At 43.5% G+C, this 19,788-nt stretch carries 23 protein-coding genes, 1 pseudogene and 1 riboswitch; of the genes and pseudogenes, 8 read left to right on the forward strand and 16 right to left on the reverse strand.

Annotated features, from left to right (window positions below):
• Window positions 1-11 precede the first annotated feature (11 nt).
• On the forward strand, window positions 12-716 hold the full coding sequence (gene rluF / locus CF394_RS05575) for a 23S rRNA pseudouridine(2604) synthase RluF (RefSeq protein WP_094942246.1): 705 nt from the start codon (window positions 12-14) through the stop codon (window positions 714-716).
• Between the two features lie 26 nt (window positions 717-742).
• Window positions 743-1,468, forward strand: a complete 726-nt coding sequence (locus tag CF394_RS05580; RefSeq protein WP_094942247.1) for a DUF6904 family protein — start codon at window positions 743-745, stop codon at window positions 1,466-1,468.
• A 44-nt stretch (window positions 1,469-1,512) separates the two neighbouring features.
• Here CF394_RS05580 and CF394_RS05585 read toward each other — a convergent pair whose 3' ends face one another.
• The 4 genes from CF394_RS05585 to adh form a co-directional block, all read right to left on the reverse strand.
• On the reverse strand, window positions 1,513-3,051 hold the full coding sequence (locus tag CF394_RS05585) for a Mur ligase family protein (RefSeq protein ID WP_094942248.1): 1,539 nt from the start codon (window positions 3,049-3,051) through the stop codon (window positions 1,513-1,515).
• A gap of 19 nt (window positions 3,052-3,070) precedes the next feature.
• Complete coding sequence (locus tag CF394_RS05590) at window positions 3,071-3,364, reverse strand: DUF6509 family protein (protein ID WP_094942249.1); 294 nt, start codon at window positions 3,362-3,364, stop codon at window positions 3,071-3,073.
• 70 nt (window positions 3,365-3,434) lie between these two features.
• Window positions 3,435-3,794: a DUF779 domain-containing protein gene (locus CF394_RS05595; protein ID WP_094942250.1), complete on the reverse strand. Its 360-nt coding sequence runs from the start codon at window positions 3,792-3,794 to the stop codon at window positions 3,435-3,437.
• A 22-nt stretch (window positions 3,795-3,816) separates the two neighbouring features.
• Window positions 3,817-5,337, reverse strand: coding sequence for an aldehyde dehydrogenase (gene adh, locus CF394_RS05600; RefSeq protein ID WP_094942251.1), 1,521 nt, complete (start codon window positions 5,335-5,337; stop codon window positions 3,817-3,819).
• 179 nt (window positions 5,338-5,516) lie between these two features.
• Between adh and CF394_RS05605 the strand changes: the two genes are divergently transcribed.
• Complete coding sequence (locus CF394_RS05605; protein ID WP_094942252.1) at window positions 5,517-6,419, forward strand: YitT family protein; 903 nt, start codon at window positions 5,517-5,519, stop codon at window positions 6,417-6,419.
• A gap of 19 nt (window positions 6,420-6,438) precedes the next feature.
• Here CF394_RS05605 and CF394_RS05610 read toward each other — a convergent pair whose 3' ends face one another.
• From CF394_RS05610 to CF394_RS05630, 5 genes are all read right to left on the reverse strand, one after another.
• Complete coding sequence (locus CF394_RS05610; RefSeq protein WP_094942253.1) at window positions 6,439-7,419, reverse strand: TRM11 family SAM-dependent methyltransferase; 981 nt, start codon at window positions 7,417-7,419, stop codon at window positions 6,439-6,441.
• A gap of 3 nt (window positions 7,420-7,422) precedes the next feature.
• On the reverse strand, window positions 7,423-8,592 hold the full coding sequence (locus CF394_RS05615; protein ID WP_094942254.1) for a TraB/GumN family protein: 1,170 nt from the start codon (window positions 8,590-8,592) through the stop codon (window positions 7,423-7,425).
• A 52-nt stretch (window positions 8,593-8,644) separates the two neighbouring features.
• The gene (locus CF394_RS05620; RefSeq protein ID WP_165767465.1) at window positions 8,645-9,106 is read right to left on the reverse strand and encodes a MarR family winged helix-turn-helix transcriptional regulator; all 462 of its coding nucleotides are present in this window, start codon (window positions 9,104-9,106) and stop codon (window positions 8,645-8,647) included.
• A gap of 97 nt (window positions 9,107-9,203) precedes the next feature.
• Window positions 9,204-9,614, reverse strand: a complete 411-nt coding sequence (locus CF394_RS05625; protein ID WP_094942256.1) for an EAL domain-containing protein — start codon at window positions 9,612-9,614, stop codon at window positions 9,204-9,206.
• A gap of 69 nt (window positions 9,615-9,683) precedes the next feature.
• Complete coding sequence (locus CF394_RS05630) at window positions 9,684-11,126, reverse strand: potassium/proton antiporter (RefSeq protein ID WP_094942257.1); 1,443 nt, start codon at window positions 11,124-11,126, stop codon at window positions 9,684-9,686.
• 122 nt (window positions 11,127-11,248) lie between these two features.
• Here CF394_RS05630 and CF394_RS05635 point away from each other — a divergent pair, with 122 nt between their 5' ends.
• The gene (locus CF394_RS05635) at window positions 11,249-12,166 is read left to right on the forward strand and encodes a 3-hydroxyacyl-CoA dehydrogenase NAD-binding domain-containing protein (protein WP_094942258.1); all 918 of its coding nucleotides are present in this window, start codon (window positions 11,249-11,251) and stop codon (window positions 12,164-12,166) included.
• 39 nt (window positions 12,167-12,205) lie between these two features.
• Here the strand turns inward: CF394_RS05635 and CF394_RS15735 are convergent, their stop codons facing one another.
• Window positions 12,206-12,364, reverse strand: a complete 159-nt coding sequence (locus tag CF394_RS15735) for a hypothetical protein (protein ID WP_165767466.1) — start codon at window positions 12,362-12,364, stop codon at window positions 12,206-12,208.
• A gap of 206 nt (window positions 12,365-12,570) precedes the next feature.
• Between CF394_RS15735 and CF394_RS05640 the strand changes: the two are divergent.
• Window positions 12,571-13,311: pseudogene (locus tag CF394_RS05640) on the forward strand (AMP-binding enzyme); the annotation flags it as partial.
• 19 nt (window positions 13,312-13,330) lie between these two features.
• Here the strand turns inward: CF394_RS05640 and CF394_RS05645 are convergent.
• Window positions 13,331-13,816, reverse strand: coding sequence for a methylated-DNA--[protein]-cysteine S-methyltransferase (locus CF394_RS05645; protein ID WP_094942259.1), 486 nt, complete (start codon window positions 13,814-13,816; stop codon window positions 13,331-13,333).
• A gap of 59 nt (window positions 13,817-13,875) precedes the next feature.
• A riboswitch (guanidine-I (ykkC/yxkD leader) is annotated at window positions 13,876-13,974 on the forward strand.
• A 51-nt stretch (window positions 13,975-14,025) separates the two neighbouring features.
• Between CF394_RS05645 and CF394_RS05650 the strand changes: the two genes are divergently transcribed.
• Both CF394_RS05650 and CF394_RS05655 read left to right on the forward strand, forming a co-directional pair.
• A complete protein-coding gene (locus CF394_RS05650) occupies window positions 14,026-14,349 on the forward strand; it encodes a DMT family transporter (RefSeq protein WP_207761691.1) in 324 nt (107 codons plus the stop codon).
• Window positions 14,349-14,663 (forward strand): DMT family transporter, encoded by a 315-nt coding sequence (locus CF394_RS05655; RefSeq protein WP_094942260.1) that lies wholly within the window; start codon window positions 14,349-14,351, stop codon window positions 14,661-14,663. The genes CF394_RS05650 and CF394_RS05655 overlap by 1 nt, the downstream gene beginning before the upstream one ends.
• 36 nt (window positions 14,664-14,699) lie before the next feature.
• Here the strand turns inward: CF394_RS05655 and CF394_RS05660 are convergent, their stop codons facing one another.
• A complete protein-coding gene (locus CF394_RS05660) occupies window positions 14,700-15,149 on the reverse strand; it encodes an RrF2 family transcriptional regulator (RefSeq protein WP_094942261.1) in 450 nt (149 codons plus the stop codon).
• Window positions 15,150-15,294: 145 nt separating this feature from the next.
• Here CF394_RS05660 and hmpA point away from each other — a divergent pair, with 145 nt between their 5' ends.
• On the forward strand, window positions 15,295-16,482 hold the full coding sequence (hmpA, locus tag CF394_RS05665; RefSeq protein ID WP_094942262.1) for an NO-inducible flavohemoprotein: 1,188 nt from the start codon (window positions 15,295-15,297) through the stop codon (window positions 16,480-16,482).
• Window positions 16,483-16,657: 175 nt separating this feature from the next.
• Here the strand turns inward: hmpA and CF394_RS05670 are convergent, their stop codons facing one another.
• Genes CF394_RS05670 through CF394_RS05685 form a run of 4 tightly spaced genes read right to left on the reverse strand, consistent with a single transcriptional unit; the run spans window position 16,658 to window position 19,774 of the window.
• Window positions 16,658-17,380 carry an amino acid ABC transporter ATP-binding protein gene (locus CF394_RS05670; RefSeq protein ID WP_094942263.1) on the reverse strand — a complete coding sequence of 241 codons (723 nt, stop codon included), beginning with the start codon at window positions 17,378-17,380 and terminating at the stop codon, window positions 16,658-16,660.
• 13 nt (window positions 17,381-17,393) lie between these two features.
• Window positions 17,394-18,056: an amino acid ABC transporter permease gene (locus CF394_RS05675; protein WP_094942264.1), complete on the reverse strand. Its 663-nt coding sequence runs from the start codon at window positions 18,054-18,056 to the stop codon at window positions 17,394-17,396.
• Between the two features lie 15 nt (window positions 18,057-18,071).
• A complete protein-coding gene (locus CF394_RS05680; RefSeq protein ID WP_094942265.1) occupies window positions 18,072-18,890 on the reverse strand; it encodes a transporter substrate-binding domain-containing protein in 819 nt (272 codons plus the stop codon).
• 23 nt (window positions 18,891-18,913) lie between these two features.
• The gene (locus tag CF394_RS05685; RefSeq protein ID WP_094942266.1) at window positions 18,914-19,774 is read right to left on the reverse strand and encodes a MurR/RpiR family transcriptional regulator; all 861 of its coding nucleotides are present in this window, start codon (window positions 19,772-19,774) and stop codon (window positions 18,914-18,916) included.
• Between the last annotated feature and the right edge of the window lie 14 nt (window positions 19,775-19,788).

Raw genomic sequence — 19,788 nt, forward strand, 5'->3', positions numbered from 1 at the left:
GGAGGCAGAGTATGCGTATCAACAAATATTTAGCAGAAGCTGGCATCGTTTCACGCCGCGGCGCGGATCAGTGGATCTTAGATGGACGCGTTTTAATCAACGGCGCACCAGCAGAGCTTGGAAGCCGTGTACAACCAGACGATGAAGTAACTGTAGATGGCAAAGTCATTTCTCATGAACAGGATTTGGTCTATATCGCGTTAAACAAACCCGTGGGAATTACAAGTACTACAGAACGACATATCGAAGGCAATATTGTAGACTTCGTCAACCACGACCAGCGCATCTTTCACATAGGACGACTTGATAAAGACTCTGACGGGTTGATTTTACTAACTAATGACGGCGACATCGTCAATGAAATTTTGCGTTCTGAGAACGAACATGAAAAAGAATATATCGTGACTCTTAATGAGCGGATTACACCGACGTTTCTTGAGAAGATGGCATCCGGAGTGCGGATTTTAGATACGGTGACGAAACCGTGCAAGGTGAAACAGCTCGGGCCACATACCTTCTCCATCATCTTGACACAAGGACTGAATCGACAGATTCGTCGTATGTGTTCGGCTTTAGGGTTTACCATTAAGCGCCTTCAGCGTGTACGTATCATGAACATCGAACTCGGTAGTTTGCCAATCGGCAAATGGCGCGATCTAACAGACAAAGAAAAGCAAACGTTGTTTGCTATGCTCGACTATCAACCGAAACGCTAATTCATCTGAAGAAAGGACGTGTTGGTATGTTATCGATTCAATCAACCCCTTACAGTACAGGGGCCACTGTTAGTGGAGACATTTGGGATTTAGATGCGTTTTTAACAGCGGCGTTTGATCTCCTTGGGGAAGAGAACGCGTTTTACGACTACGAAAGCACCCATAGACGCCTAACAAAAACACTGTTATGTATCGCTGCTGCACGAAAAGGAAAGGAAGACGTGATGGTAGTAGCCAATGGGGCACGGCGAGACTTGCTGAAAGACCGGGACATGATCACACCGGAGCGCAATGTGTATTTTGGCTGTAAAATTCTTTGGCCAGAGCTGCTGTTCACCGCTTTCGGGTTGAACGATTTCATTCGCTTAGCTGGCGAAGACATCAAGCACCCACATCTTCATGTATATTCGATGGAAGTGCGTCTTTTCCAAGCGAAAGTTATTGAAGCGTTAGAAAGTGTGTTACCTGAAGAGGATTTCACAGACGTCAAACAGGCGCTCCTTTCTCCTCAGCGTTCAACGGAAGATTATGCGACACAATACGTTGACATGCTGGCCGTGTCTTTCTTGAAAGTACCGAAAGAAGAACGTAAAGTCATCCTGCCAAAACTAGCTCGTAGCATCGTGGTCGGCGGACCAGACTACGAAGGCTTTAAGCAAAAGGTTATTGCGGAGGCCAATAAGACAAAAAGTGCCGTCCATGATATTCAATTGACGGTCGATTACCCTAAAAACGAAGACATTGAATGGTAAAAAACAAGCCCTGGAGCAAATGTGCTTCAGAGCTTGTTCTGTCATTAGACTCCCGCCACTCGTGTAGCAAGAGGTTTGAATAGTTTTTCTCGGTCTAGCGTAGGTTGCATGTCCGCAAGTTGTTCGAGCGCAAATTTTGCGCCGTAGTCCATGCCTTGGCACCCTGCAAGTAACACGACATCTTGTTCTTCAGCACGTGACAAGCCTTCTTTCACCGCATCTGGTAATTCTTCATGCAAATGCACTTGAATCCCGGCAGCTTCCATAACTTCCAAGAAGACCGCTTTCTCTTCTTCCGCCACGACATCTTTAGCTGTGACGTGTGATTTACTGATTGTCGCAATCACTTCTGTGAGCCCGAGCTTCGGCGCCCAACGAGCAATAGCCTCTGCATTTTCACGGTTGACCGTCACTCCACGGTCCCCTCGAATGGCATAGACAAGCTTCAAGTTGCGGTAGTCCATCTTCTCAAGTGTTCCAAGTGTAATATCAATATTCCCGCTGTTTGCGAAGTGATCATCGATAATTTTGAAGCTCTCTTCGAAAATCATCTCGAAACGACGCTCTACTCCGGTGAAGTTTTCCATTGCTCGTTGAATGGTTTCAACCGATGCATCACAAAGGAGTCCAATTGCAATCGCCACTAAAGAATTGTAAACCGAGTGATATCCTGGAGTACCTAAAGTTACCGTGAAGTCTCCTTGAGGAATCGTTCCTTGTGGCGTTTCGATTGTACGCGCAATTGCTACTGTGAATGTAGCTCGTCCTGTAGACAAATCGAGATTCGTGCAGCGGATGTCCGCTTCTTCACTTTCTACACCAATCGTTACAACCTGAGCCTCCGTCTGATCTTGAAGCGCTGCTGAGTAGGCGTCATCCAAGTTCAAGATGGCTACTTTATCAGCACCCGCTCGTGTAACTAGCTTTGACTTGTGCATCACGTAGTTTTCAAAGGATGAATGCAGGTCGATATGCTCCCGGCTGATATTATTGAAAGTTACGATATCAAAATCCACACTGCCCACGCGGTCGAGTTCTAGTGCTGAAGACGAGACCTCCATCACCACATGCTGGATATCTGCATCTACCATCTCTGAAAAATAACGTTGCAGATCAAGTGACTCTGGTGTCGTCAATTCAGAAGGTTCTGCTTTGTCTCCAATTTTTACGACTACCGTTCCGATAAGACCTGTTTTAAGTCCTTGTTCTTCTAAAATGGCGTTCGCCATAAATGAAGTCGATGTCTTGCCATTCGTTGCTGTAATGCCAATTGTTTTCATTTTTTGCGTCGGGTGATCAAAATAAGCGTCTGCTAAGGCAGCAAGACTGCTACGCGCGTCTTTCACCAAGTATTGAGGAACGGCAAGCTCCGTTAAGAACTCTTCCACAATCAATGCAACTGCTCCCGCTTCTACTGCTGAAGGTGCAAATTTATGCCCATCCGCTTTGACACCTCGGATACAGACAAAGACGTTCCCCGGTTCTACTTTGCGAGAATTATAGGCGAGCCCTGTAATATCTACCGCTTGTTCGTTTTTCACATCAACTACATCAAGAGCCGATAAAATTTCTGTGAGTTTCATGAGTTCACCTCTATCCCTATCATTCTGCTTCTGTATAGTGCTCCTGGCAAAATGCCAAAAGAGTTGTATATTCGTCTTCTTCAATTTCAAAGTCTAACACTTTCCCTGTAGCTCGGTCGATAAAGTGCGCTTGAGCGATGCGTTTACCTTTACTGTCATCAGCAAAGATGACACGCACATCGATTGAATCCGTCTCTTCAAACAATTCATCTTCTTCGTCATAAGCTAGTCCGAATAAAAATTCATAGCGATCTCCTTCTACAATTCCAGTCGGATCGAGAAGTCTTTCTACTTCATAAGATTCAATTTGCATGGGTATCCTCCTTGTCCATGTTCCCATTATACAAAAAACAGCCCCTCCCATGAAGGAGGAGCCATTCAATTTATGAATTTTGAAGTTCTTTGTTCTCTTCCGATGTGAATGCACGGGATCTTGTCAAAAAGCGTTTGCCTTCTACACCCTCTAAAGAAAACATGCCTCCACGACCGTCGACTACATCAATGATCAGTTGCGTATGCTTCCAGTAGTCAAACTGATTTTTATGGATGTAAAACTTGGCGCCGCCGATGGTTCCAAGGTAAATGTCTTGGTCCCCTATCAACAAATCTCCTTCCGGATAACACATCGGAGAAGACCCGTCACAACAGCCTCCTGACTGGTGAAACATCACGGGGCCGTGCTTTTCTGTCAACAGCGCAATTAAATCCAGTGCCGCGTCTGTCGCTACAACCCGTTCTGTCATCGCCATCACCTCCTCGGTGGGATCAGAAGAATCCTAATTTGTTTTCATCATACGATACAAGCAAGTTCTTTGTCTGTTGATAGTGGCTCAGCATCATCAAGTGATTTTCGCGTCCAATACCCGACATTTTGTAACCACCGAAAGCAGCGTGTGCTGGGTACGCATGGTAACAGTTTGTCCACACACGGCCTGCTTGAATGCCACGTCCAAAACGGTACGCTGTATTCATATCACGTGTCCAAACACCTGAACCAAGTCCGTATAATGTATCATTTGCAATTTCAAGCGCTTCTTCTTTCGTCTTGAACGTTGTAACAGAAACTACTGGACCAAAGATTTCTTCTTGGAAGATACGCATTTTGTTGTGGCCTTTGAAGACAGTTGGTTTGATGTAATAGCCTTCTGCAAATTCGCCGCCTAGGTCATTGCGCTCTCCACCTGCTAGACACTCAGCACCTTCTTGTTTCCCGATATCTAAGTAAGACAAGATTTTTTCCATCTGCTCTGTAGATGCCTGTGCACCCATCATAGTATTCGGATCAAGTGGGTTTCCAGTTGCAATTGCCTCTACTCGCTTCAACACTTTTTCCATGAATTTATCGTAGATTGATTCTTGGATTAGCGCACGAGATGGACATGTACATACTTCCCCTTGGTTTAAAGCGAATAGCACAAAACCTTCTACTGCTTTATCTAAGAACGCATCGTCTTTGTCCATAATATCTTCGAAGAAAATATTTGGTGACTTTCCACCAAGTTCAAGTGTCACAGGAATCAAGTTTTGAGATGCATACTGCATAATCAAACGACCAGTCGTCGTTTCTCCTGTAAACGCAATTTTCGCGATACGAGGACTAGACGCAAGTGGCTTCCCAGCTTCAAGACCAAATCCATTGACGATATTGATAACACCAGGTGGTAGCAAGTCTTCAATTAATTCCATCAAGACTAAAATAGAAGCAGGCGTTTGCTCCGCTGGCTTTAACACGACACAGTTTCCTGCAGCAAGTGCCGGTGCCAATTTCCACACAGCCATTAAAATCGGGAAGTTCCAAGGAATAATTTGCCCTACCACTCCTAGCGGCTCATGGAAATGATACGCTACTGTATTGTTATCAATCTGACTCAGATTTCCTTCTTGCGCACGGATAGCTCCTGCAAAGTAGCGGAAGTGATCAATGGCAAGTGGTAGATCTGCGTTTAAAGTTTCACGTACGGCTTTCCCATTGTCCCAAGTTTCTGCAACCGCTAGCATCTCTAAATTTTCTTCCATACGATCTGCAATCTTATTTAAAATGACTGCACGCTCAGCTACAGAAGTGGTTCCCCAGCTATCTTTTGCTGCGTGAGCCGCATCTAATGCTAAATCAATGTCTTCAGAAGTTGAACGAGCTACCTTAGTAAACACTTTTCCTGTTACAGGTGTTACATTTTCAAAGTATTGACCTTTGACTGGAGCTGTCCACTTCCCATTAATGTAGTTATCATACTGCTCTTTAAATGTTATTACTGCACCTTCAGTGTTTGGAAACTTATAAACCATTCTCATCTCTCCTTTTGTTTAGTCGCGCAATGAATACGCTTACATTTCTCCCACTTACTATTTTGTCAGATAATAAAGAATTTTTCAACAAAGATTATTTTGAGTTCAAAATAGTCTTCCGTTTAGTTCCCGGTTTGGTATGCTTATAACTATACAAATGGAAAGTTGGAATTTGAATGATGGATACTATTATTGAATTACCTGATGGTACAAAAAAACGAATTGCCAATCGTCAAACACCTGCTAAAGTTTTATTCGCTAGACTACTTCTCATTTTTATAGGTGCCGTGGCAATGGCTGTAGGACTTGAACTGTTCCTTGTTCCAAATAAGATCCTAGACGGCGGGGTTGTGGGTGTGTCCATTATTCTCTCTCATGTCACCCCTATTCAGTTAGGAGTTTTTATTTTCATATTAAATATCCCGTTCTTCTTTTTAGGGTATAAACAGATCGGAAAGACATTTGCCTTATCCACGTTGTTTGGAATTACCGTATTATCGATTTTTACCGCAATCCTGCATCCGGTTCCGGCCTTCACGGACGATTTATTACTCTCTACAGTATTTGGAGGAATTGTTTTAGGATTTGGAGTCGGCTTGGTTATCCGAAATGGAGGGTCTCTTGACGGGTCGGAGATTTTAGCGATTCTTTTCAACAAAATCACTCCATTCTCTGTTGGAGAAATCATCATGATCATCAACTTGGTCATTTTTTCTATTGCGGGGTTTGTATTCACATGGGAACAAGCTATGTATTCTTTCCTCGCCTACTTTATCGCTTTTAAAACAATCGATATCGTCATCCAAGGCTTGGATGAATCTCGTTCTGTATTCATCATTAGTGATGAAACTGAAGATATTGGTGCCGCTATCATTGACCGTCTCGGTCGTGGTGTGACGTTTTTACACGGAGAAGGTGCATACACCGGAGACCGGAAGAAAGTAATCTTTACCGTCGTGACTCGTCTGGAAGAAGCAAAATTGAAAACGATTGTAGAAGACTTTGATGAAAATGCATTTCTTGCCATCGGTTCTATTGCGGAAGTACGCGGCGGGCGCTTTAAGAAAAAAGATATTCACTAATAAAGTAAGAACCGATCTGTCAGCTCGACAGATCGGTTCTTTTACATACTAATACTTCTCGGGTAAAGCGTTGTTTTGTCGTAGTCGCTCGGTCTACGATCTGAAGTCCTGCTGCTTCAATTGCCTTGTCCATTGCCTCAATAGTTACGAGTACGATTGTTTCAGCAAGACGCGCCGCATGATCGATGAGCGCATGTTGCTCTGTTTCCGTTGAATGTGTGTAGAGGTTATAGGGTAGATCTAAAAACGCGACGTCGTAGTGACCATCCTGGTCTTCAATTGCCCCTTTTTCCACATCAATTTCTACGGGGTAGTTATAATGTTCCAAGTTTTCTCTCGCTCCTACACAAGCAAGCGGATTCTTGTCCCGTCCTCTGACGAACAGCCCCATGGAGGCCGCTTCTACTAGCACCGTTCCGATACCACAGCAGGGATCAATCATAGTCAGCGGCTCAGCTTTTGGATTGGCGATGTTGACTAAAGTACGGGCGGTTCGAGCACTTAGGGCTGTGGAATAGCCCTGAGGTTTGTCTACATGTTTCATCCAGACCGGTTGGCTCTTTTCGTAAATCCCTAGATACCAGACTCCGTCTAAATGGGTAATCGCGTAAACTTGGTCAGGATTTTTAAAAGACAGGGTACCAGGCATCTCGTTACCTACTGCACGCGTCAAACGGAGCCGTTCTTCGTTGCCCCATTCTCCTGTTTCATTGACTCGGTCGTGTTTTAAAAACATTACCTTGTAGGATTCATCAATCGCTCCAAACTGATGAGCTTGCTCAATCAAGTGTTCCACTGAATCAGCTTTCAACAAGACGTGTACCTTTTCACGGATAAAGACGCTGCGAGAAGGATCTACCGATACGGGAGACACAATAACTTTGCCTTTTGCATCCTCACCAAAGAATGCTCGAATTTCCATTTCTGCAAGTTGACCTTCATCTTCGTTGTACCCATACATATATAAATAGCTTATTACTGTCATGAATTTGGTACTCACTTTCTAAAACCCTAGATTTTTCAAGAACAGACGAATGACATCTGCCCCTCCAATAAATGTTCCAATCGAACCAAAGATATTGGTCAAAACTACAACTAACAAGACACGCGTCACTTTATTGTGCCAAAATCCTTTAACTGTGAAGACGTCTTCCGATAGTGTCTCAAAGTCTGCCACTGTTGGCTTCCGAACAAAGGCTTGAACAAGCCCAGAGACCCAACCTGATGCCAAAATCGGATGCAGTGCCGTAATCGGTGCAGCAAAGAAAGCGGACACGATAGCTAAAGGGTGCCCGAAAGCAACAGCGGCTCCAATCGCCGCCATTGTTCCAGTCCAAAGAATCCAACTAAAGGCTTGGTTTGCTCCCGCTTCAGGATTGATGAAAAAAGTCGCGACGATCAAAGCAATAATTAAAATAGGCAGTGCCCATCCAAGAATAGTCGGCACAATCGACTTAGGTGGACGCTCTGAGAGCTTTTCCAAATCGTGGTCACGGTAAATTTCTTTTGTGATACCCGGAACATGGGCTGCACCAAGCACAGCGACAACTTTATCACCAGGCGCCGACTTGATCTTTTGCGCTAGATATTGGTCACGCTCATCTATTAAAGGTGTTTTCAAACGAGGGAACGACTCCGTAAATTCAGCAAGTACGGCTTGTAAGGTATCTTGTTCTTTCATCTTTTCCATCTCTTCTTCTGTGATGGTATCTTTTTCAAAAATACCGAAGATGACTCCTGCTAAGAGTTGCGATTTTCCCCAGAAGCCAAGATTTCCCCAGATACGCGCAAAGGTTACTTGAATATCTCGATCCGCCAAAACAAGTTCGGCACCAACCTCTTTAGCACTAACAATCCCCTGAATTTGCTCTTGCCCTGGCGTGACGTCAAATTGCTTCGCCATACGGTTTTGAAAAGAAGAAATAGCCAGGTTCATCAACAACATAGTTGCTTTCTTCTCTTTAATGACTTTAAAGATGTCCATGTTTTTCCACTTGTCACCTTGTTGGATGGATTGAAAACGTTGTTCATCAAGTTCAATACACACAGCATCTGGCTTTTCACGTTCAATCACTTCTTTAACTTCGGTGGCACTAGCTTTCGAGACGTGCGCAGCACCTATTAATATAATTTCTTTCCCGTCTATTTGCAGGCGGGTAATAGTTTCTTTCATGCAATTGCCCACCTTTTCATATTTTCAAATAATATTCAGAAATTCCTTAAATTTATGAAAGCGCTTTCTTCAGTAAACCATTCAGCACTTGTTGTTCTTCCTCGCTCCAGTGACCCAAGAATTCCTTATCCGCACTTACAGCCGTCTGGTGTAAACGAGTTACTTCTTGTTCTCCTGCTTCGGTTAGTGTGACATGCTTCACATTTCCGGACTTTTCCGTTTTCACAAGATCAGCTTTTTCGAGACGGCCAATCAATTGGCTTACATTTCCTTTAGTTACAGATAATAGGTCACTTAATTGCTGTTGGTGTAATGGCTGATGCTCTTTGATTTTGCGCAGCGCATTATATTGTGTAAAAGTGATGGTTTGCTCCGCGAAAGCTGCTTCCATACCACGATTCCACTCTAATGCTAATCGTTGCAACTGTTCATTAATCTCAAGTGATGCAGCATGTTGCATCGTCGAAAGAATTTGATTTTTAATTTTTTTACGCTTTTTTTTCATTTTTACCATGGGTGTTCCTCCTTGAGGTTTATAATTAAACATTTTACATGACATCGGCTTTCGTTTCCACCGATATCTTTAGGATTTCTACAACATAAAAAAACCCTCAAAAGTTGAGGGCTTCAATTGGAGCTGGTTCAGCTTGCGGACGGCCTATGTAGTACCCTTGGAATAAAACATAGCCTGCCTGCTTTAACCACTCATATTCTTCTTTCGTTTCAATTCCTTCAGCTAGTGGCACGGTTCCCATCTCGCGTGCGTGAGCAAGAAAAGATAAGGCCACCTCTTGTTGTTCTGGTCGCTGATGAATATCGGTGACAAATTTACGATCTAACTTCATGTAGTGAGGTTCAATTCCGGTTAACATCTCCAGCGTACTGAACCCTTCTCCTACATCATCAAGTGCATACATGAACCCTTTTTCTTTATAGTAGGTCAAGATTCTCTTTAAATGCTGCAAGTCTTCTACTTTTTCAGTCTCGACCACTTCAAATACCAACTGTTGTAGTCCTAGTATACCATCACGGTTAAAAAAACAGCTTACGAATTCTCGTAAACTGTTTGTGTTTAGGTGAAGCCATTTATCCTATTTTTCTCTGAACATAGCTTTAATTTTTTCTCGTTTGAACTTAGAAACTAGAACGTAAAGGACGTCCCCACCTTGAATTAACGTATCTCCACGAGGTGTGATCACACGCTCTCCTCGAATGACTGCCGTAATCAATGTATCGGTAGGAAGCTCGACATTCTTTAGCTCTTCTCCATCGATTTTTGTACCAGGTTCAATCACAATCTCGATGATTTCTGTATTGGTTTTCCCTATAGATACAAGTTCTAAACTGTGAGGAACTTGAACTGTCTTAGGTCCTACAAGCTGCAATTTCTCAGCAAATGGTGTCAGCGTAGCTCCTTGGAATAATGCAGACAATAACACGACGAAGAACACGACATTGAACAGCAAATCTGCGTTATCAATTCCAGCAAGTAGTGGATAAGTTGCTAATACAATAGGAACCGCTCCTCGTAACCCTGCCCATGAGATGAACAGCTTTTCTTTTGCATTGAACTGACTCGTCAATAAGCTGATATAGACGCCAATAGGTCGTGCAACAAACATTAAAACCACAGCGAGTAGCAGACCCTGCCAAATGACTTCACGCAGCTGATTTGGGAACACTAGTAGACCAAGAAGAATAAACATACAGATTTGCATCATCCAAGCAAATCCCTCATTAAAGCGGAAAATGGAGTGACGGTATGTGAGATCCATGTTTCCAAGCAGCACCGCCATGACATAGACAGCAAGTAACCCACTCGCTCCCACGGCTGTTGTAAAGGCATATGTGAAAATGGCAAACCCCATCGCGAGCACCGGATAGAGACCAGAAGAATCCAAATTGATTTTGTTGATAGCCCACACAGAGATCCTTCCAATGATAAGTCCTAGAACTAAGCCAAGACCCATTTGCCAAAAGAACGATCCGATCAACGACCAGATAGATCCTGCTTCTGCTTGAATCAAGCTAATGAACGTGACTGTTAAAAAGACAGCCATCGGATCATTCGTTCCTGATTCAGCTTCAAGTGTGGACGTGATATTTTGTTTGATATTTTTATTTCCTAGGACTGCGAATACAGCTGCCGCATCGGTAGAGCCAACAATAGCACCGAATAACATGCCTTCTAACCAAGAAAGGTCGAGCACAAATTTGGCTACAACCCCAATCCCGACTGTTGTAAGGAGCACACCAATAGTCGCGAGTGAGGCTGCAGCTGGCAATACTGTACGCATCGATTTCCATTTTGTTTGCATACCACCCTCAAACAAAATAACAATCAATGCGAGAATTCCAACAAGTTGTGTAATCTTAGCATTATCAAAATAGATGTATTGGCTGGCAAGCATACCAACCCCAATGAAGAGTACTAGTGAGGGTAATCCAAGACGTGAGGAAAATTTAGTAGTAGCGACTCCAACAATTAATAGAACAGATAATACAAATATTGCGCTATCGACGGTAAATGTCATCCGTCATCCCCTTCCTAAACATTTAGATATTTTAAGTATACCGTTTGAATAATATGAAAACAATTAACTCCCCTTCTGTGAATCTGCTACGATATAGAGAACAGAATAAAGGAGGAGACATCATGAAACAGAAGCAAATTACTGTAGTGGGGGCAGGAACAATCGGATTGTCTTGGGCATCTTTGTTCCTCAGCCACGGGCACCAAGTAACTATTGTCGACATCCGAGACGACTTGGCGTCTGTTTGGGAACAGCATCATCAAACCGTACAACCTACACTTCGAGAGCTCGGATTACCAGATACATATTCTGAAGAAGCACTACGTGTCACAATGAACCTCCAGGAAGCCCTCGCAGCAGCGGACTGGGTTCAAGAGAACGGACCTGAGAATTTAGAGTTTAAGCAAGGGCTGTATCAACAAATGGAGCAATGGGCCCCTGCCCATACACTGTTCTTCTCTTCTTCCTCAACACTTCCGGCAACTGCGATCTCAGAGAAGATGAAAGATCCGTCACGGGTAGCCATAGGGCATCCATTCAACCCACCTCTTGTCATGCCTCTAGTAGAAGTGGTACCAGGAGAATCAACTTCGTCTGAAACAATTGAGGAAGCCATGGCATTTTATCAATCATTGGGGAAACATCCGCAGCTGATCAAGAAAGAAGTCTTTGGTTTTGTAGCCAACCGGCTTCAATTTGCTTTACTTAGGGAAGCTATGTATTTGGCCGATCAAGGAGTCGTAACGATGGCAGAAATGGACGAAATCGTCAAAGATTCAATTGGACTGCGCTGGGCTGTCACAGGCCCCATGCTTGGCATGCACCTTGGAGGTGGCGAAGGCGGAATCGCAGCTTTCACAAAACACCTAGGACCTACTATGGAGTCTTCTTGGGAAGCTCAAGGGAACCCGCAAATGGATGAGGCAACCAGACAACGGCTAGCTGCTCTTGCAGAAGCCTCCTACGGACAGTTCACAATTACAGAGCTTGCTCAAAGACGCGATCAAGGACAGCTCGCCATCTTAAAAACAAGAAGCTAAACAAAAACCCAGACCTAAGATGGTCTGGGTTTTTAATAGTTATAAGTTTTCTGTGTTGATTCGAGGCTGAGGATCTACAACTTCTGTATTCTCATTTTTATCCGAATCCATGTCATTTGAAGAAAGCTTCAACTTCTTATCTTCTAATTCACGAATTTTACGTTTTTCGTGTTCATCTTCTTTTTTCTTACCAAACATCGAATCACCTCACTTTTACTAGCTCGTACTGTATCTATACCCGTTTTTGCCATTTCTAAGCAAAAAAATTGAAGTATCACTGAATTATTTAAATAGTTTCAATTATAAAAAAATAGATTGACTGGGTTTTGCGAAACCGCTTACAATCAAAGAGACTTTTTTATACGATAAGGGGATCGTTTAAAGTAGTTTTGAGCGAACGCTCAGTCGAGAACTTAAAGTCTTATGATCTCAACCAATTACGCAGCGCCGTTTCAGCTGGTGAGCCACTGAACCGTCAAGTAATCGAGGCGTTCCAAGACGCGTTCCAATTAAACGTTCGTGATGGTTACGGGCAAACTGAAAACACATTACTTGTAGGAACTCTGCAAGATATGGAAGTTCGCCCAGGTTCTATGGGGAAACCGACTCCTGGAAACCAAGTGGATGTCATCAATGAATTTGGAGATCCCGTAAAGCCAGGCGAAGTCGGAGATATTGCGGTCCATAAAACAGCTCCTGCTTTGTTCCGCGGCTACTACAATGATAAAGACCGTACAGCTGCTGCTTACCGTGGCGACTGGTACCTGACTGGTGACCAAGCGACAAAGGATGAGGACGGATACTTCTGGTTTGAAGGCCGTAGTGACGATATCATCATCAGTTCTGGCTATACAATCGGGCCATTCGAAGTAGAAGATGCTCTTACTAAGCATCCTGCTGTTCGTGAGTGTGCTGTCGTAGCTGCTCCAGACGAAATCCGCGGGAGTGTAGTGAAGGCCTTTATTGTCCTTCGTGATTCGAATCAACATGAAGACAAAGACGCTTTGATCAAAGAATTGCAAACGCATACGAAGGAAATTACAGCACCTTACAAATATCCTCGTATTATTGAATTTATTGAAGAGCTTCCAAAAACGACGTCTGGAAAAATTCGTCGTGTGGAACTTCGCACACCTACAAAGTAAGAGAAAAACCACTTTGGCTTTAATCAGCCAAAGTGGTTTTAAATTTCTGTTCATGGGCTAATAGCCATTCTTTGCGCCATAGACCTCCTGTATAACCTACCATCTTGCCGCTAGATCCAATGATTCGATGGCATGGTAAGACGACAGTAAACGGATTCCTGCCATTCGCTCCTCCGACTGCTCGTACCGCTTTTGGACGATTGATCGATGTGGCAATTTGTAAGTAGGATCCTGTTTCTCCATAAGGAATGGCACTCAGACTCTGCCATACTTCTCGCTGAAACGGTGTACCCGTTTGAGGTTCCATTTGAAACGTGAAGTCTTTTCCTTTCCCCTCAAAGTAGTCTTTGATTTCCTGAAAAGCCAGTTTTAACTCTTGTGGCAATGTTTCTGAATAGGGGTGTTGCAGCTCGTCTCCGTCTTCAAACAAGACAGAATGAACTGCCTTCTCATCTCCCGTGATGACAAGGCGGCCGATCGGTGTTGCATAATCCACTTGTGCCATGAAGTGTTCTCCCTTCCCATTACTACTTTTCTTTAGTATACTATGGGCAACTGAAAGACACGAAAGTTTTCTAGGGTTCCGGAAGCTAGCGCTTTGACTGGTCCGAGAGAAAACGCATGGCATGGCCATGTACACGGAGGGACAAAAGCCTGGGAGATACTGCGGAAGCAGTGTCTTTCAGGTTTTTATTTTGGAGAGGAGTTCGAATAATGAAAGAATGGAGTTTATTAGTAGTAGCAGCTGTATTTGAAGTGATGTGGGTCATTGGGTTAAAACATGCTACCACGCTACCTGAATGGGGACTTACTGTCGTGGCCATTGTAATCAGCTTTGGCTTGTTGATCCGCTCCGGTAAGAAATTACCTGTAGGCACGGCTTATGCTGTATTTGTTGGACTCGGAACTGTAGGAACTGTACTAACAGATGCATTAGTTTTTGGACAACCCCTTGGTTGGATGCAAATTCTATTTATCGGTTTATTACTGGCAGGAATCATCGGATTGAAACAAACGACGAAGGAGGAGAATGTCTAATGGCTTGGATAGCGCTTGTTGTTGCAGGACTTTTAGAAATGACAGGAGTAGCTATGATGGCGCGTCTCCATCAAAAGAAGACAATTGGTTCTGTAGCTCTACTGGTTGCGAGCTTCGGAGGGAGTTTCTTATTTCTTTCAATCGCTATGGAGACATTGCCTATGGGTATGGCTTACGCTATTTGGACGGGAATCGGTGCTGCCGGTGGAGCTGTTTTGGGAATGGTGTTTTATAAAGAATCAGCTGCCCCACTTCGCCTTTTCTTTTTGGGTCTCATCATCGCCAGTGTCGTAGGATTGAAATTAGTCAGTTGAAAAAACGGTCACTTCTCCATTTGAAGTGACCGTTTTTTATGTGGGCTGCTGATTTCCATTCAAGAATGTCAAAAGTTCTAATGGGTTATGCGCCAGATCCTGTAAAGTATAGTCATCTAATACAGCCAAATACGCTTGTAATGCCCTGCCTAGTGCATGTTTTAAAGAACATACCGGTGTTATCGGGCAGCCGTTTTTCTCTCGGTCAAAACACTCTACCAAATGAAAATCATCTTCCATTTGCCGCACCACTTGCCCGACATTGATGGACTCTGGTTCTTTCAGTAATCGGACTCCGCCACCTCTACCGCGAGTACTCTCAATGTACCCGAGCTTCGCTAAATGTTGGGCCACTTTCATTAAATGATGTTTAGAGATGCCATATGAGTCTGCAATCTCTGGAACTGTAGCTTTCTCACCGGTAGGTCGTATTGCCAAATAAATTAATAGACGTAATGAAAAGTCTGTATACATCGTCATCCGCATGCCGTTCACCTCTCTCCTCACTATCGCACAGGTGAACAACTTGTGACAACAAATGTGTCTAAAATTTTAAAGTGGTATTTTGTATATTGGTTTAAAGTCTGACGAGGAGTATGCTAAAGCTACCAAGAGAAAAGGAGCTGTTTTTATGTTATCTCAAGAAACACGCACGATCATTAAAGCTACTGCACCTGTCCTCGCTCAACACGGAACAACAATCACTACTGAATTTTATCGTTCTATGTTTGAAGCACACCCAGAACTTTTGAATGTCTTCAATCATGCAAATCAAGCAAAAGGACGTCAGCAGACGGCACTAGCCAACACCGTTTATGCAGCGGCTGTCCACATCGACAACTTAGAAGCGATTCTCCCTTCTGTGGTTCAAATCGCACATAAGCATGTTAGTCTCGGTATCGTACCAGAGCAATACCCTATCGTTGGAGAATTTTTATTAAAAGCCATCAAAACGGTATTAGGTGATGCGGCAACACCTGAAATCATCAATGCCTGGGCAGAAGCTTATGGTGTCATTGCAGATGTATTTATCTCTGTTGAAAAAGGAATGTATGATCAAGCTGCCGAACAAAATGGCGGATGGCGTTTGTTTAAAGATTTCACTGTTGTTGAAAAAGTTCAAGAGAGTGACCTCATCACTTCGTTCTATCTCAAACCTGCGGACGGCTCAACTGTTCCTACTTATCAACCGGGTCAGTATATTTCTGTTAGAGTGAAGATTCCTGGAGAACAGTACATGATGATCCGTCAATATAGTCTGTCAAAAGCTGCAGATGCAGAGACTTTCCGAATCTCTGTGAAACGTGAAGACGATCAAGACCCGAATGGAAAAGTGTCTGTGTACTTACACGATCAGCTTGAGGTGGGTGGCGTAGTCGAAGTAACTCCTCCAGCAGGAGAATTTGTATTAGATGAATCTCGTCAAACTCCGGTCGTCTTTTTAGCTGGCGGTGTTGGGATTACACCACTTATGAGTATGACGGAGCGCCTGCTTCAAACGTCAGCCAATCGTCCAATTCATTTTTACCATGCGGCACGAAGTGAAAAAGATGCTGCTTTTGCAGATGCGTTAACCAAACTAGATGCAGAACAAGAACACCTTTCTTACATCTCATTCTTCTCTGAGACAGATGGTCAGTTCATTACTCGTGAAGTGCTAGCAAACATTCCTCAAAATGCTGATATATATGTCTGTGGACCAGTCGGCTTCATGGAGAGCATGATTGCCAATCTGATTGACTTAGGCTTCTCACAAGAGCAGATCCATTACGAGTTCTTTGGACCTTCTATCGCACTTAAAGCTTTAGCTACTGTATAATCGTGGTAAGAGGTGAGTGTCATGGAAATCGTAGGAACTTGCGCGTCTTGTAGTAAAACCATCTATTGTGATGCCGGTTTTGTACAAGGTGTCCATGAAAATGGCCAGTTGCTTTGTTTTACATGTTACGAACAACAGAAAACTCCCGCACAGTAACGTTGTGCGGGAGTTTTTGTTATTCTACTAATGAGATAAACTGACGTGTTCGCTCATTAGATGGATTTTCAAAGAACGTGTTTGGATCCGTGTTTTCAATGATGACACCTTCATCTAGCATGATAATGCGGTCTGCTACTTCACGAGCAAACTTCATTTCATGCGTCACAACGACCATTGTCATACCCTCTTCTGCTAGTTGCTTCATAACTGCAAGAACCTCTCCAACAAGCTCCGGATCTAACGCAGAAGTTGGCTCATCAAACAACAGCGCTTTCGGTTCCATAGCAAGTGCCCGAGCAATGGCCACGCGTTGTTTTTGTCCTCCAGACAACTTAGAAGGATAGACATTCGCTTTATCCGCCAATCCTACTTTCTCGAGAAGGGCCTTGCCTTTTGCGATGGCCGTCTCTTTCTTTTCTTTCTTTACAATGATCGGTGCTTCAATCACGTTTTCGAGCACCGTTTTGTGTGGAAACAAATTAAAGTGCTGAAAAACCATTCCGACTTCCGCACGTACTTGCGACAATTTCTGTTTATTAGCATCAATCACTTGTCCATCGATTTCAATCGTCCCTTGATTGATGCGTTCTAGGAAATTGAAGCAGCGTAACAACGTACTCTTACCAGAACCAGAAACTCCTACAAGGACCACCACTTCTGATGGTTGCACTTCCAGGTTAATTCCTTTCAGAACTTCTAAATCTCCAAATGATTTGTGTAAATCAGTTGCTTTTAACATGTTGAATCACCTCCTATTTGTCTACGTTTAAACGGCCTTCATACCAGCGTAGAATCGCTGTAAAAATCATAACAAGCACTAAATAATAAAGTGCTACTACTAAATACGTCTCAAATGGTTGATACGACTGTGCCGCATCTCGGTTAGCGACCGCAAACAACTCGGACACACTGATAATATAGACGAGCGAAGAATCTTTTAATGTGATAATAAATTGATTCCCTAGTGGCGGAATTGAACGTTTCAAAGCTTGAGGAAAAATGATACGCTTCATGCTTTGACCTCGCGTCATTCCAAGTGCCATACTCGCTTCGCGTTGTCCTTTATCAATGCTTTGAATAGCTCCTCGGAAAATCTCCGCAATATAGGCCCCGTTATGAATCCCTAGCGCAATGGCACCGGCCCAAAAAGCATCTAAGATAACTATTGCGGTGATTCCAAAGTATAGGAACATGATCTGAACGATCAGTGGTGTCCCTCTTATAATCATAATGTAAGTATTTGCGATGGCTTGTAAGACTTTTGATTTTGAAATCTTCATCAAAGCGAAAACGAGCCCTAGAAGTGTTCCTAACACCAAAGCAACCGCCGTGACCTGTAAGGTCAGTACGGTTGCTTCGAGGAATCCGGGAGCTGTTCGCTTGAGAACTTCAAGTATAGTTTGTAAAAACTCCATTGTGTTTCCTCCCGGTTATTCTAAGATTGTAATGCCTTCTAGATCGACGTCTAATAAGTCACGTCCGAAATACTTCTCAGAGATTTCCGCATACGTACCATCCTCGATGATGGCATCGAGTGCTTTATCCATCTCTGCTAGTAATTCCTCATCTTCCGGACGAACAGCAAATGCTGGCTGTTCTACCCATAGAGGTTCTCCAACTTCTTGAATAGCCATTCCAGAGGAAATAGCTTCAAAGCCAACTACATCCGCCGTGATTACAGCATCTAAACGTCCCTCAACTGTTAAATCTTTTAAAGCCACGACGTCTGAATTGTAGTATTTAATATCGTCCGTGTATTCTTGCGCAGCTTCATCATACGTAGATTGAGCTACTACACCAATACGTTTTCCTTCTAAATCTTCGGCTCCTTGAATGTCGCTTCCTTCAGGAACAAAGATCATACCACCTGAATAGTAGTAAGGATCAGAGAAGGCTACTCGTTCTGCACGTTCTTTCGTAATGGACATAGAGCCGATTACGGCATCAAACTTATTGCCGAGTAACGACTGGATAATTGTTTCCCATGGGGATGTTACCGGATTTGGCTCTAGTCCCATCTCTTCTGCAATAGCCGCACCAATCTCCACATCAAATCCTTGCAGGTCTCCGCCTTCTTCAAAGCTGAATGGTTTGTAGAGACCACTTGAAGCATACGTTAGTTTCCCGTCTTCAAGGAGGTTCATACCGCCTTCTTCACCTGAGTTTTCCGATCCTCCAGAGCCGCATGCTCCGAGTACCAAGGCTGCTGTTGCTGCGAGTGAAACAAATAGTCCTGTCTTTTTCTTCATCCAATCTCTCCTTTTAATCGAGTTTAGTTCGTGTCTGACTTGGGGTTTGGTGGTAAAAAGATATCTTGACGTTCATACATATCATTTACGCGTTCAATGTTTTGAACCATCCGGTCATGCTCTTTCACATATAGGAAGCGCATAAGTGTGGCATTCAAAGCATGAACAGCTGTATAAGAATCGATGCTCAAGTTACTCGGCACCTGCACAAAGAACGTCACATCTGCAAATTCAGTAGCGGGGCTATGTGGTCCGTCAGTAACTACGATCACCTTTGCACCTTGCTGTTTAGCGATTTCGAGTGTCTTATTGACATTCTTTGTATATCTCGGAAAAGCAAACGCCAAAACGACATCGTCTGTAGTCAACCTTGAAAGCTGTTGGTAGTATTGGACATCTCCTTGCATGAGCAGCTGAGTATTTCCTTGTACCATGTCCAACCAGTGAGCAAATGAGTGAGCGAGTCCATAATCAAAAAAGTTACTCGTTACATAAATACGTTGCGCACGACTTAAAGCATCTACCGCTTGAAGAAGCTGTTCTTCATCTAAGCTCTCTTTCAAGACATGGAGACTTTGTATATCTGCATCGAGTAAATTTTTCACGATGGATGTAGAAGCACCTTTCGGAGGTTCCCCTGTTTCAATGTGGGCTTCTGTTAGAAGTTGTTGCAAGTGGGTTTGAAATTCGGTAAATCCTTTATAGCCTAGCTTTTGTGCCCACCTGATCACGGTTGACTCACTCACTTGTGCTTTCTTTCCTACTTCAGTTGCAGAAGAAAAGGCCACTGTCATTTGATTTTCTTTCAAAAGTGTTACGAGACGTTTTTGACCTGCCGACATAGTTCCAGCTGAATTTTCTACTTTTTGCAGTATTTCCTTCATATTGACCCTCCAAA

The sequence above is a fragment of the Tetzosporium hominis genome (genome assembly GCF_002265435.1).
GTDB classification, from domain to species: domain Bacteria; phylum Bacillota; class Bacilli; order Bacillales_A; family Planococcaceae; genus Chryseomicrobium; species Chryseomicrobium hominis.